Annotated in this window: 17 protein-coding genes and 1 riboswitch; of the genes, 9 read left to right on the top strand and 8 right to left on the bottom strand. The window is 43.8% G+C overall.

Going from position 1 to position 13,328, the window contains the following annotated elements:
• From thiS to thiC, 3 genes are read right to left on the bottom strand one after another with little or no spacing between them, the layout of a single operon-like run.
• On the bottom strand, positions 1-216 hold the full coding sequence (thiS, locus tag QUE24_RS14135; protein WP_286304433.1) for a sulfur carrier protein ThiS: 216 nt from the start codon (positions 214-216) through the stop codon (positions 1-3).
• A complete protein-coding gene (locus QUE24_RS14130) occupies positions 206-1,285 on the bottom strand; it encodes an FAD-dependent oxidoreductase (RefSeq protein ID WP_286304432.1) in 1,080 nt (359 codons plus the stop codon). Before QUE24_RS14130 ends, thiS begins: the two co-directional genes overlap by 11 nt.
• Entirely contained in the window at positions 1,285-3,096 is a 1,812-nt protein-coding gene (gene thiC / locus QUE24_RS14125; protein ID WP_286304431.1) for a phosphomethylpyrimidine synthase ThiC, read from the bottom strand. Before thiC ends, QUE24_RS14130 begins: the two co-directional genes overlap by 1 nt.
• Before the next feature lie 102 nt (positions 3,097-3,198).
• Positions 3,199-3,304: riboswitch (TPP riboswitch) on the bottom strand.
• A gap of 93 nt (positions 3,305-3,397) precedes the next feature.
• Here thiC and QUE24_RS14120 point away from each other — a divergent pair.
• Positions 3,398-3,952 (top strand): Smr/MutS family protein, encoded by a 555-nt coding sequence (locus QUE24_RS14120; protein WP_286304430.1) that lies wholly within the window; start codon positions 3,398-3,400, stop codon positions 3,950-3,952.
• Positions 3,953-3,989: 37 nt separating this feature from the next.
• On the top strand, positions 3,990-4,589 hold the full coding sequence (locus tag QUE24_RS14115) for a hypothetical protein (protein WP_286304429.1): 600 nt from the start codon (positions 3,990-3,992) through the stop codon (positions 4,587-4,589).
• A gap of 11 nt (positions 4,590-4,600) precedes the next feature.
• Here QUE24_RS14115 and QUE24_RS15885 read toward each other — a convergent pair whose 3' ends face one another.
• Positions 4,601-4,780, bottom strand: coding sequence for an SPOR domain-containing protein (locus QUE24_RS15885; RefSeq protein WP_350226591.1), 180 nt, complete (start codon positions 4,778-4,780; stop codon positions 4,601-4,603).
• A complete protein-coding gene (locus QUE24_RS14110) occupies positions 4,777-5,730 on the bottom strand; it encodes an SPOR domain-containing protein (RefSeq protein WP_286304428.1) in 954 nt (317 codons plus the stop codon). The genes QUE24_RS15885 and QUE24_RS14110 overlap by 4 nt, the downstream gene beginning before the upstream one ends.
• Positions 5,731-5,840: 110 nt before the next feature.
• Between QUE24_RS14110 and QUE24_RS14105 the strand changes: the two genes are divergently transcribed.
• The 3 genes from QUE24_RS14105 to murI all read left to right on the top strand — a co-directional run bounded on the left by QUE24_RS14105 (position 5,841) and on the right by murI (position 7,142).
• Positions 5,841-5,954 (top strand): YiiD C-terminal domain-containing protein, encoded by a 114-nt coding sequence (locus QUE24_RS14105; RefSeq protein WP_286304427.1) that lies wholly within the window; start codon positions 5,841-5,843, stop codon positions 5,952-5,954.
• A complete protein-coding gene (locus QUE24_RS14100; RefSeq protein ID WP_350226619.1) occupies positions 5,951-6,283 on the top strand; it encodes a YiiD C-terminal domain-containing protein in 333 nt (110 codons plus the stop codon). The genes QUE24_RS14105 and QUE24_RS14100 overlap by 4 nt, the downstream gene beginning before the upstream one ends.
• Before the next feature lie 73 nt (positions 6,284-6,356).
• Positions 6,357-7,142, top strand: coding sequence for a glutamate racemase (murI, locus tag QUE24_RS14095; RefSeq protein WP_286304426.1), 786 nt, complete (start codon positions 6,357-6,359; stop codon positions 7,140-7,142).
• Between the two features lie 10 nt (positions 7,143-7,152).
• Here murI and QUE24_RS14090 read toward each other — a convergent pair whose 3' ends face one another.
• Both QUE24_RS14090 and QUE24_RS14085 read right to left on the bottom strand, forming a co-directional pair.
• Positions 7,153-7,629 carry a hypothetical protein gene (locus QUE24_RS14090; protein WP_286304425.1) on the bottom strand — a complete coding sequence of 159 codons (477 nt, stop codon included), beginning with the start codon at positions 7,627-7,629 and terminating at the stop codon, positions 7,153-7,155.
• 119 nt (positions 7,630-7,748) lie between these two features.
• Positions 7,749-8,831 (bottom strand): AI-2E family transporter, encoded by a 1,083-nt coding sequence (locus tag QUE24_RS14085; RefSeq protein ID WP_286304424.1) that lies wholly within the window; start codon positions 8,829-8,831, stop codon positions 7,749-7,751.
• A 124-nt stretch (positions 8,832-8,955) separates the two neighbouring features.
• On the opposite strand from QUE24_RS14085, the gene QUE24_RS14080 reads away from it, so the two are divergent.
• From QUE24_RS14080 to QUE24_RS14070, 3 genes are read left to right on the top strand one after another with little or no spacing between them, the layout of a single operon-like run.
• A complete protein-coding gene (locus QUE24_RS14080; protein ID WP_286304423.1) occupies positions 8,956-9,654 on the top strand; it encodes a DUF4336 domain-containing protein in 699 nt (232 codons plus the stop codon).
• A gap of 11 nt (positions 9,655-9,665) precedes the next feature.
• Entirely contained in the window at positions 9,666-10,115 is a 450-nt protein-coding gene (locus QUE24_RS14075) for a LysE family translocator (RefSeq protein ID WP_286304422.1), read from the top strand.
• 11 nt (positions 10,116-10,126) lie between these two features.
• Positions 10,127-10,285, top strand: coding sequence for a hypothetical protein (locus QUE24_RS14070; protein ID WP_350226590.1), 159 nt, complete (start codon positions 10,127-10,129; stop codon positions 10,283-10,285).
• On the opposite strand, the gene QUE24_RS14065 is transcribed toward QUE24_RS14070, so the two are convergent.
• Positions 10,276-10,632, bottom strand: coding sequence for a FlxA-like family protein (locus tag QUE24_RS14065; protein ID WP_286304421.1), 357 nt, complete (start codon positions 10,630-10,632; stop codon positions 10,276-10,278). The two genes, QUE24_RS14070 and QUE24_RS14065, sit on opposite strands and share 10 nt — an antisense overlap.
• A gap of 462 nt (positions 10,633-11,094) precedes the next feature.
• On the opposite strand from QUE24_RS14065, the gene QUE24_RS14060 reads away from it, so the two are divergent.
• Positions 11,095-13,269 carry a glutamine synthetase III family protein gene (locus QUE24_RS14060; protein ID WP_286304420.1) on the top strand — a complete coding sequence of 725 codons (2,175 nt, stop codon included), beginning with the start codon at positions 11,095-11,097 and terminating at the stop codon, positions 13,267-13,269.
• The last annotated feature ends 59 nt before the right edge of the window (positions 13,270-13,328 follow it).

Genomic DNA, 13,328 nt, shown 5'->3' with positions numbered 1-13,328 from the left:
TCAACCTCCACTTATTGGAGACACAATATCAATACGATCTCCATCATGAATCACTACATCCTGCCAACGAGATTTAGGTAGCAGTTCATCATTAATAACAATCACAAAACGGCCCTGCACTTGTTGACCTTCAACAAACTGTGCCACGGTGTGTTCTGCATCAATATCCAGTAACTCACCATTGAATTGAATCTGTACGATTACATTAGATGTCATACAACGCTCCAAATTGTATTTGCCCACTCTGCCCTGCTAACAAATGACATAAATCATCAATAACGGCCGGCGCAAACAAATAGCCATGTCGATAAAAACCATTGATAACGTAACCCCAGTCGGTTCGTCTTATCGTGGGAAGATTATCGGGAAGGCCAGGTCGACAATGTGCAGCCATTTCCAGAATGCGTGCTTCAGCAAAGCCTTTATGCAAGCTGTACAAGGCCGACATTAACTCCAAACCACTTCTGACGGTTAGCTGAGAGCGATCATCACTTTCTATCACAGTGGCACCCAGTACATACTCGTTATTTGGACGTGGCGCCAAGTAAAACGGATAACGTGGATGCATCAATCGTATCGCGTGTTTGAAGTTCACTTCAGGCGCTGATACACGAATCACTTCGCCACGCACACTGCGCAATTCGGCTAAATTTGCTTTACCGCCATTGCCGCGACAGTCCAACACCACATCAAAGCTTTCTGCTGAACACTGCAGATAACGTTGTGTGAGCTTTTCGATCTCGGTCGAATTCAACTCACCGATCTCATCTGTTATCAGCCAATTAGCATGCAACTCGAGGAACGAAGTCAATTGCTGATAAAGCTGGCGATTATCAATGCATGATTCTTTTTCAAACCACATGGCTTGATCGAAGCGTTCAGCTAATTCTGGCTCGCGTAAACTCAGTGCCGCTTTATCCAGCTGAACATAATCACTGTCTGCCAGTACATGTTTGGCCCGTCTATCAAACCGTTCCATTTCGGCTTTATCACCCTGATGTGCTACGACTAAAGTGCCTTCATTCTGATAAAACACCCGGGCTTCTAACTCGCTGAGCCATTTAGGCCATAGCTGATAAGAACGCATACCAATCGTTTTCACTAAGGGTTCAGCTGTCACCGCTTCAGTTAATGGTGCAACCATCGAAGCGGCGACAAAACCAGCACTATCGCTACCGGTTTTGTCGTCTTTCGATAACAATGTCACTTGATAGCCTGCCCGAATCAGACGCCAAGCTGTCAGGCGTCCGATCAGGCCACTACCGATGATGAGATAATGGCTCATCAAACCTGGCGATAAATTTTGCTGCCGCCTTCCTTGAATTCCTGAGATTTCTCAGCAAAGGCCGCTTTCACATCATGTGAAATTTTCATTGAACAAAACTTGGGACCACACATTGAACAAAAGTGAGCCACTTTTGCTTTAGGTTGTGGCAAAGTTTCATCGTGATATTCACGTGCTGTATCCGGATCCAGACCCAAATTAAATTGATCTTCCCAACGGAATTCAAAACGGGCTTTTGATATCGCGTCATCACGGATTTGTGCACCCGGATGACCTTTACCTAAATCCGCTGCATGGGCTGCAATTTTGTAGGTAATGATGCCGGTTTTGACGTCATCTTTATTTGGCAGACCGAGATGCTCTTTTGGCGTGACATAACACAGCATTGCCGTGCCAAACCAGCCAATCATAGCTGCGCCGATACCAGAGGTAATATGGTCATAACCTGGTGCGATATCGGTCACCAATGGACCCAAGGTGTAGAACGGTGCTTCATGACACCACTCCAACTGCAGATCCATATTTTCTTTGATCTTATGCATCGGAACATGACCCGGACCTTCGATCATGACTTGTACATCATGCTTCCAGGCAATCGTGGTCAATTCACCTAAGGTTTTTAATTCCGCCAGCTGGGCTTCATCATTCGCATCAGCCTGAGAACCTGGACGTAAACCATCCCCTAATGAAAATGACACGTCATAGGCTTTCATGATTTCACAGATATCTTCGAAATGCGTGTAGAGGAAGCTCTCCTCATGATGCGCCAGACACCATGCTGCCATAATCGAACCACCACGTGAAACGATACCTGTTGTGCGATTCACGGTCAGTGGGATATGTGCCAAACGCACACCCGCATGAATCGTGAAATAATCGACGCCCTGCTCAGCTTGTTCAATCAAAGTATCTCTGAACACTTCCCAACTCAGATCTTCAGCCACACCATTAACCTTTTCCAGTGCTTGGTAAATCGGTACAGTTCCTACTGGCACAGGTGAGTTACGGATGATCCACTCACGGGTTTGATGGATATGTTTACCTGTCGATAAATCCATAATGGTGTCACCACCCCAGCGGGTGCTCCATACCATTTTTTCGACTTCTTCCTCAATTGAGGAGGTAGTCGCTGAGTTACCTATATTGGCATTTATTTTTACCAGGAAGTTACGGCCGATGATCATCGGTTCGGTTTCCGGGTGATTGATATTCGCTGGGATAATGGCACGACCTTCTGCCACTTCTTTACGCACAAACTCTGCCGTAATGTAGTGTTCCATATTCTCGGGTAACTCACCACGCTGGGCTAACGCTTCACGTCCCATACTTTCACGAATAGCAATGTATTCCATTTCTGGTGTGATAATACCCTGGCGTGCATAGTGCATTTGGCTGACGTTTTTACCGGCTTTCGCTTTGCGTGGTAAGCGACGATGATCGAACAAAGGAATATCAAAGTCCTGAGCATCTTGCTCACGTGTGTAGGCTGAACTGAACTCAGCTAGTTGTTCAGTATCATCACGCTCATCAATCCAGGTTTGGCGAATGAGCGGCAATCCTTTTTCGATGTCAATGCTTGCTTTGGGATCGGTGTATAAACCAGATGTGTCATATACGACAACAGGCTCGTTGGGAATAGCCGCCAATTCAGGATTGGCATTTGGTGTATCAGTCAAATGAATCTGACGAAATGGCACTAGCAAGTCGTCGCGACTACCTTTGATGTAAAACTTCTCACTCCCCGCCAAAGGCTCAGTCGTAATGCCGCTACGGTCTTTAATGTTAATAACTTTATTGGATTGTGTAGACACGTTTCTTCCCCTAAATGAAAACCACGACGGGGAAGATGAGATCGTTGCGCGAAAGCGAACAAGAAAACAGACACCAAACGAAAATGGATCTCGAGTGGAAAAACAGGTGTCCTGCTTGTTTCCTACGGAGGTTCTAGCCTCTTCAGGTTCAACGGGTTTCATCTCAGCCTTTCCGGATTATTCCGGTCGGGCACCCCGACAAGTGCTTTGCATGGTAAATCAAAAAGGATTTTTTACACAAGCCTCATCTGGCACAATGGTCTACTATTTTTTCTCCAAACACGCAGGCAGCATCAGGTTCATGGCCAATAAAAAAGACGACTCTGAAGAAGATGAATTTGCATTATTCCGAGAGGAAATGCGCGATGCCACCCGTATACGCCAAAATCGTCTGATTCATAACAAACCGAAACCGGTTGCTAAAGCCATTCGCCAAAAAATCATGGATGATGAATATCAGGGAGAAACCTTCTCAGATATGTTCTCTCCAGAGACGGTTGGTAATGAAGAATATCTTGAATACCGTGGTCCAGGAATTCAGCACAAACTGTTCGGCAAGTTACGTAATGGCAAAGTCCACATTGAAGCGGAGTTAGATTTACATGGCATGACCATTGCCAAAGCCGAACCATCATTGTCTGAGTTTCTGGAGTTTTGCCAGCAACAACAAATCCGCTGTGTACGCATCATCCACGGAAAAGGCTGGGGTTCGCGTGATAATAAACCCGTCTTAAAAAGCAAACTGAACCATTGGCTGCGCCAAAGTGAGATTGTGCTTGCGTTCTGTAGTGCAACTATCGACGATGGCGGCACGGGCGCGTTGTATGTTCTTCTGAAAAGGTTGTTTCAAGAATAAGTAAGCTAATAAGCCATACACAACAAAGGCATGAAAAATGGATTCATTGAGTACAGGCATCGGAAAAGTAGCACTTAGAACGGCTCTAGACAAAGTAATAAAAACTTATAGAAACAATAAGTTTGATAAATTAATTAAACGATTAGAGACAGGTGAAATAAATTTAACTGATAATGAACTCCAATCAGACGATTTTATTGCATGTTTCATTAAAACCATTGATGCTATTGATAAAGCTATTTCAAAAGAAAAGGTAGCTATTTTAGAGAACTTGTTTATTAATGGCATCGAAACTCAAGTAATTCGAAATACACCCACGTTGTATGAAGAGACTCTTTCTATCATTTCTGACTTATCTATTCGCGAAATAGAAATCCTATTCATTCTAAGTGAAGAGCTAAGCATCGAAGAAGCTCAAGAAGAATCAACCATTGTTCTTGAGCGTAATCAAAAAGCAAAAAAACGTATATGCCAACGCTATAATATTTCTGCTGTTTATACAGCGGCTTTGCTGCATCGACTAGAAAGAACAGGCTTGATTGTTGATGGCAATTTTATTGGTGGTCCTGAGTATTTTATGTCTCCTCTCTACCAAGAAATCAAAAAATTAATCCACTATAAAATCTGGCAAAGTTAAATAAATCATCTTTATTTATCTGACTCGCTGGAAACAACAAAACAAGGCTGCTTGTTCTGCTTAAGAAATTGACACAGTTTTGTTGCCTCGGGCTTATCTGCAAAATTACCCAGCTGTAGACGATAAAAATCTGGCTTAACAGTATCTTCAACGGGTTCGGTAATGGTTGTTTGGTATGTTTGCCCTTTCAAAGCAGCTTTTTTGTTAGTTGGGCCAAGGCGATATCAACTTGTTCTCTTGATTTGAATGCCCCTACCTGCACACGATAAACAGTCACTGCTTGCGGCTTGTCATCAGACACCTTTTGTTCGGCTTTAACTTTATGAGACTTTTCAGGCTTTTCGGTTGTGAGCGCCGTTAGCTTTTCAGGCACTGATTGGACAGTAGATAGTGCCATTACTTCTGACGTTGGCTGAACAACCTTAACGTCAGATTTTTCTGTGATTTCAGGTAATCCAGGTGGCGCATCGTTAATCGAGTGGTTTTCACGGTTAGTTAACATCAAAGCATTCGCTTTTTCGATCTGGCTAGCACTTAACTCATCTTTCAGTTGTGCCTGTTTCACAATAGCCTGTGGGTGGTTTTGTTGACTCGCCAAGCTAAACCAGGAATAGGCAGCAACGTTATCCTGCCTGACACCATCGCCACTGAGTAGCATTTCACCCAGTTGGTATTGCGCATGAGCATCGCCTTTTCTGGCGGCTTTTTCAAACCATTGAAAGGCTTGTTCTTTTTGCTGTTCTATGACTGTTTTTGAGGTTTGTTTATCTCTGAATGCCGCCGTCAACATATCTGCTTTGGCTAGCTCTTCAACCGTTAATCGGTTTCGTATTGCTAGTCGATCAATGGAGGCTTGTTTATGTTTCTTTTCACTGGCTAGGGTTAACCAGGAATAGGCAGCAGCATTGTCTTGTTTCACTCCCTGGCCGTTTAATAACATAATGCCTAACATCCATTGCGCCTCAGCGATATTCTGCTCTGCCGCTTTATGCCATGCTTGATAAGCAGTATGAAAATCTCTGTTTTTATATGCCGCAATGCCATCCTGAACGTCGTCTGCAAAAGCAACGCCAGTATAAAACGCAAGTAGCAACAATACGCCAGAAATTGACCATCGTGTTCTTTGCAGAGATGTTTTCATTGTGATGTGAACCTTCTCAACTGGCTGCTGAATATGAGGGATAGCGTAAAGACTTTTTCAACTAGTGAGAAGACGTTATTATTCTGACAATCCATCCGAGCAGTGAAACGATGACACCTGAACAACTACAGCAGTACCTGTATCAACACATTCCTTTATCAGCAGCCATGCAGGTTTCTGTCACAACCTTGGCAGATGACCATGTCACACTCCAAGCCCCCTGACGCCCAATATTAACTACCATGAAACCGTATTCGGTGGCAGTGCCTCAACATTAGCCATCTTATCTGCATGGTCACTATTAAATACACGACTCCATAACGCCGGTCTGGACTGCACACTAGTCATTCAACGAAACTCGATGGAGTATGAAAAGCCAATAAAGGGCGAGTTTACTGCGACTGCGTACATACCCATCACTGAAAACTGGGAAAAGTTTTTACGTGCTTTTGCACGAATGGGAAAAGCACGAATTACTGTGGTATCGACACTAAGACTTGAGACTGACCGTGTGGGTTTGTTTCAGGGTGAATTTGTGGCTCTGCAACGCTAACCATTAACACCATCTACGAATAGATCAAGTACAATCGTCGATTTTTTATTCTCTATAATAAACAGAACTCATCATGGCTGACGCAAGACCGATTGGTATATTTGACTCTGGTATCGGCGGCTTGCCTATTGCCAAACAGATTAGAGAACGTATGCCAAACGAGCATCTCATCTATTTGGCTGATACGCTGCATGCACCCTACGGTGAAAAAAGCGAAGCCTACATCCTCGAGCGTTCCGTCACGATTACCGAAGAGTTACTCCGTCGGCAAGTCAAGGCCATTGTAGTCGCTTGTAATACGGCGACCCTGGTCAGTATTAAAGCACTACGGGAACGTTATTCATTGCCGTTTATCGGCGTGGAGCCAGGGTTACGCCCGGCTGCATTGAATACAAAAACGGGCGTCATCGGTGTGTTAGCCACGGCAAAAACACTCACCAGCCAGTCATTTCATGATTTAGCTGAGCGCGTCGCTATGGGTGCTTGGATTGAAATACAACCCTGCCCTGATCTGGTGATTTTAGTAGAAACATTAGCGTTAAGTTATAAGGACACATACAACACCGTTCAACGTTATATACAACCTTTACTGGATAAAGGTGCCGATACGCTCATCCTTGGTTGTACACATTTCACTCATCTCAAAGCCGTTATACAACAGGTTGCCGGACCGAATATCACCATCATCAGCACGGAAGAGGCTGTCGCCCGTGAGGTCGATAGACGATTAACCATGGACAACCTTCACGCTGAAGTATCTGATCTGGGATCAGTGCTGATGTTAAGTAATAGCCATAAAACAGTTTTTGAAAAACAAGTGACAACGTTGTGGGGTAAAGCGGATATACAACTTTTTTAAAGGCTTCAATTCATTCTGCAGGTAATGTTAAGTCAGTGAAGACGTGATCAGCTGCTTGTCTCATAAACACATCTTCTCTAAAGTTATCTACAAAACAGGCGTTTAGCGTAACATCCTCATAAAGCCAATAGATATAGCCACTTTGTTCTACTCGGCGACGCCAATTATATCGACACTGCACCCATCCCTCTTCCAATGCTGAAATCAGCCTGGGTGCAGACTGTGCTGTTTTATATGCCAATGTCCGCTCAGTCAGAGAAAAATGAAAGCGGTCAATATAAAAATCCTCAGTGTCTAAATGAAACTGAATACGCTTATGCTGCTCAGGCTCACCATGCATATCCAGCACAATGCGTTCATCCGCTAGTGTATTTGCTGAAGCAAGACACACCAAGGCTCTGTCAGGCTGATGCAAACGCTGTCGTTTATCAGCTTCACTGCGCTGACTTTTATCCCACTGTGTCAAGAAAGTTTGTACGATAAGCATATGATGATTACGTTTTAGATAAATTCATCTCAGTCAAATGCCCTTTTGTAGCCAACGCTGATGTTTTTGCTGCAATTACTGACAATTTTTCACCATCAACAAGCCCGGTTTGACGAGCTTTAGGGGCTTTTCTGTATGGGCGTCTCATGTAAGCTTCTTGGCCAGGCGGTTATCAGGGCTTTTAATAATGTTGCCAGTGGAATGGCAAAGAAAACACCCCACACACCCCATATTCCACCAAAAAACAAAACGGCAAGAATGATAGAAACAGGATGCAAATTGACAGCTTCTGAAAATAAAACCGGCACTAACACATTGCCATCAAGCGCCTGAATAATACCGTAAGCAATCAATATATAAGCAAACTGTTCGGTGAGCCCGAATTGAAATCCCGCTACCGCTGCAACAGGTAATGTAGCGACAGCAGCACCAATAAATGGAATTAACACAGAGAAGCCCACCAAGACAGCCAACAGTGCGGTGTATTGCAAGCCAAAGAATGAGAATGTCGCATAACTCACCGTACCAACAATCGCAATCTCGACCACTTTGCCACGCACATAATTAGCAATTTGATCATCCATTTCACTCCAGATGCGGTTCATCAGCCCACGTTTTTCCGGCATGAATGACAGTACAAATCCAACCAGTTTTTCCCGATCTTTCAGCATAAAGAAAACCAGAATAGGCACTAATACCAGATAGATAATCAAACCAATCACATTACCCAGCGAAGCAATAGACAAAGACACCGCCCTTTGCCCATAAACCGTGAATTGTTTTGCGGTGCTGGAAATCCAGCTTTGAATTTCATCAGGTTTGATTAAATTAGGATAATGATAATGAAGGTTGACCAGCCAGTCCTCACCATTGGACAACATGTTAGGCGTTTCCTGCACCAGGTTAACCAACTGATTCCACAACAATGGCATTAATAAAAAGCCCAAAGCCAACATCAAACCGATAAACCCGAGGAAGACTATGGCTACCGCCACCATATTGGGTACACGCCTGCGGGTCAGCATATTCACGACCCCCTGTAACAGGAAAGCAATCACCAACGCCGTAAAAAATGGCGCCAACATCCCGCCCAACCAGATAACCACAGCAAAGCCCAGCACTAAAACAATGAGCAGAATAACGGCTTCTTCATCAGAGAAATAACGTTCTGTCCATTTGCGTAAAATTGATCGCAGTGTCATTGGTCGCTTTATCCTCAGCTATAATTGATTCGCAATAGCGATATTCTGTCACATCAGAACTTAACACGTTGAGAAGAAATCAGCGATGACATAGATATCGTTCATCTTGAACCATGGAGTAATTATGCACAGCCTGGGGAAGAAAATAAGCTACATTGATGGTGATAGCGTCCGCTTTTATACCCTCCCATACACCACGCGAATGGTCGTCATTCGCTTAGCAGATGGTTCGCTATGGTTGCATAGTCCCATTCAATTCACGTCTGATTTAGCTAAACAAATAGATGCACTGGGTGAAGTACGTTATTTGGTTGCACCCAATAAATTACATCATTTATTTTTAAAAGACTGGCAACAGCATTACCCATCAGCCTTAGTATTTGGCACAGAACAAGTCTGCCAGAAACGCCCGGATATTCACTTCAATGGTGTACTTACTGCTGATTGGGTTCCACCATGGCGTGATGACATATCACAGCTCTTATTTACAGGCTCAAAGGTGATGCAGGAGTGTGTGTTTTTTCATCGCAGCAGCAGAACACTCATTGTGACCGATTTAATTGAGAACTTTCAGGCACACTCTTTCACTCCTATCAAGCGCTTGCTCGCTAAAATCGCCGATGTTTTAGCCCCTAACGGCAAGATGCCGATTGACTGGCGATTAACGTTTAAGAAGCCAATTGCCCGCCAGCATCTGCAGCAAATTATTGACTGGCAGCCAGAAAAAATTGTCATGGCCCATGGTGAAGTGATTGAGGAGCAAGCAGTGACATTTTTAAAATCCTCATTTAGCTGGTTAAATCTGAGTTCCAGTACTAAGTAATCATGACGCTGATGAGTGATAATTTGATGATGTTTATAGTGACATCGATAGTACTGGCCCTTGCACCTGGGCCGGATAATCTTTATGTCATCTCACAATCAGCATTATACGGGGCCAGAACTGGGCTCATCATCACGCTGGGCTTATGCAGCGGTTTGATTATTCACATTGCGGCGGTAGTGTTTGGCCTGGCTACCTGGTTAATCACTTCACCCATGACATTTGTATGGCTAAAAATCATTGGGGCTGGCTATTTGCTCTATCTAGCATGGCGTGCATTCAGGACACCAGTAATAACAGCTTTGACTGATACAAAGAGATTAGACACTTCACTCAGCTTGCTTAGAATCGGATTCTTAATGAATGTCAGCAATCCTAAAGTAGCGCTTTTTTCCTGGCATTTTTACCACAATTTATTGATACATCAGGCGTATCTGTATCGTGGCAAATTGTCTATTTAGGGCTGATATTTATGCTGACTGCATTGATGATATTCAGCGTTATGGCATTGACTGCAGCCAGTATGGGTAGGTGGTTAATTGCTTCCAGTCGAGCTCAGCGCATCTTGCAGTCACTCACCGCCCTTATCTTTACCTTATTAGCGGCTCGATTACTGTTTTATCAGCTATAACTGTCTATCGTAGTGCCAACTTTGGTGTCCGATGTAGCTTCTGACGAATTGACCGTGGTGTTGGATGGCGTAGCAATGGCTTGATCTTTTTCTGCTGCTTTTTCTTGTTGTTTTTTCAAGGCTTCCAGCTGTTGAATTTGAAGCTGAAGTAATTGAATTTGTTGTTGTATGGCTTCTGCTTGCTTTTCGGAATCTTCACCAGGATTTTTCAACAATGCTTTGAGCTCATTAAACAAGTCCACCATCTTTTTCTTTAAAGCCGCTATACGCGCGTCCAGAGATGAGCCTGTTGAGGCAGCGTGTTTAGTCGTCCCATTGCTTCGAACAGATGACAGATCAATATTCATATATGACTCCCTACCATGCCTCATTAGCGTCCATTATGTTTTGCATCGACAACAACATGTATTTCTTTAACATTTGTTTGAAAAAAACGAAAACATCTCTTTCTGCCATACACGATTTATGTGACAAAAATAGGTCTTCATAACTGAAATTATTTGCTCTATATTGATAGCTGTCACACATTAAATAGTTCAATAAAGACTCATATCGACCACGCTTGAAAACCTTTCCGCTAAATGTCGTGCCGTTCATATCACTGATGATCTTTATATTGATAATCAATATGTTGATATGGTTATTTTCTATTTTAGTGTTACATAAACAAAGACGATGGGATGCTCGCGTCGGGATACAACCGTGCTAACGACAGCACTATTACATGCGCAATCAATAAAATTGATGCGCCAAAAAGCGACTGCGTTTATCACATTAACAATTAATCATCAGCGATTAAGGGATAGAAAATGAGTGGAAATGAATCTCGCCTGCAAGCGATTTCAAACATTACAAACCGTCAAAAAACAACTGTTCACAAATCTGAACCGATAGATAAAATCTGGGCGACAGATGTTTTCAATCTGGCAAAAATGGAGGAAGCATTAAATAAGTCTGCCTTCAAAGCCTTTAAACAGACTGTTCAAACAGGTGCCCCATTAGATCCAGCCGTTGCCGATGTTGTGGCTGCAGCCATGAAAAACTGGGCCTTGTCTAAAGGTGTGAAGTTTTTCTCTCATATTTTCTACCCGATGACCAATATCACCGCAGAAAAACACGATGGTTTTATTGTGACCAATGCTGAAGGCAATGCGATTACAGAATTTTCTGGCAGCTTATTGATTAAGGGCGAGCCTGATGGTTCGTCTTTCCCTAACGGTAGCTTACGCATGACCAATGCGGCTCGAGGCTATACTGCTTGGGATCCAACCAGCCCTGCGTTCATTATGCACACAGAAAACGGCTCTACGTTGATGATCCCAAGTGTTTTCATGTCATGGACCGGTGAAGCACTTGATAAGAAAATCCCATTACTACGGTCCATCTCAGCCATGGATCGTGCGGCCAGGAAAGTGCTGGCTTTAATGGGTGAAACCGAGATTGCGCCGCTTAACTCAAGCTGTGGCGCTGAGCAAGAATATTTCCTGGTCGATAGTAATTTTGCTCTAGCACGTCCTGACCTGCTTTTAGCTGGTCGAACATTATTTGGCGCTGCACCAGCTAAAGGCCAACAGTTTGATGACCATTACTTCGGTGCTATCCCGGAACGTGTCCAGGTCTTTATGCAAGACTTCGAAGACCAGTTATACCGCTTAGGTATTCCTGCTAAAACCCACCATAACGAAGTCGCTCCCGGTCAATTTGAGATAGCCCCTTATTTTGAGTCAGCCAATATTGCTGCAGACCATCAACAATTAATGATGACCTTGATGAAAGCCACAGCAAAAAAACATGGCTTCATGTGTCTGCTACATGAAAAACCTTTTGCTGGTGTTAATGGCTCAGGTAAACACGTTAACTGGTCGGTCAGCAATGCCACACAAGGTAATTTATTAGATCCAGGTAAAACACCGCATGATAATCTGAATTTCTTATTATTCTGTGGCGCAGTTATTCGTGGTGTACACAAATACGGCCCCTTGCTTCGTGCAGTGATTGCTTCTGCCTCAAACGATCATCGTTTGGGTGCGAATGAAGCGCCTCCAGCGATTTTATCGGTTTATCTTGGTGACCAGTTAGAAAAAGTATTCCATGACATTAAAGCGGGTGATATTGCGACCTCGAAAAAAGGTGGCGAGATGGATCTGGGCCTGTCACAAATTCTAAAATTTGAACGTGATCCAGGTGATCGTAACCGTACATCCCCTTTTGCTTTCACCGGTAATCGCTTTGAGTTCCGTGCTGTGGGTTCATCCCAATCGGTATCTGGCCCCTTAGTGGCCATGAATACAATTCTGGCTGACTCGCTTGACTGGACTGCTGAGAAGTTAAAAGCTGAATTAGATAGCGGCAAAGATCAAACCACTGCAGTACTGGCCGTTCTGAAAGAGTTAATGGAACAACACGGTAATGTTGTTTTCGGTGGCGATGGCTATTCTGAAGAATGGCACAAAGCGGCGGTAGACGTGCGTGGTCTGAAAAACTTACCGACTTCTGCTGATGCTCTGCCTTACCTTCGTGATGAGGCTATCCGTGAGTTATTCTCTCGCACTGGTGTATTCACACCTGTCGAACTGGAAAGCCGCTTTGAGGTATACGCCGAGCAATATATTCTTTCTATTGAAGTGGAAGCCAAGCTCGTAGTTGAGATGGCAAAAACGCTGATTTACCCATCCGCATCGCAGTATCTGACAGAACTGTCCGTCACCCATACCAGTATGGCGGACATGGGAATAGAAATGAATAATTCCGTGGTGAGTCTGATTGCTCAGGAAACCAATGCTATGTTGGCCACGGTCAGCGAACTTGAAGCGGCTTTAAATAAGCATGACTTTGATTCAATTGAAGCACATATGAACTTCTGTGCAAATGATATCCGTCAGTTGATGGATAAAGTGCGTTTACATGTTGATACGCTTGAAGGTGAAGTGGCTGACGACTTATGGCCACTGCCTAAATATCGCGAGATGTTATTTATCAAATAACTGATGTCATTGCTATTAAGGCCGCTTTAAGCGGCCTTTTCTTTTAGTGGTGTCATATC

Origin of the sequence: Methylophaga marina (genome assembly GCF_030296755.1) — a bacterium.
GTDB classification, from domain to species: Bacteria; Pseudomonadota; Gammaproteobacteria; order Nitrosococcales; family Methylophagaceae; genus Methylophaga; species Methylophaga marina.
Note: the sequence above shows the minus strand (reverse complement) of the source record. Positions and strands in the feature narration are given on the sequence as shown.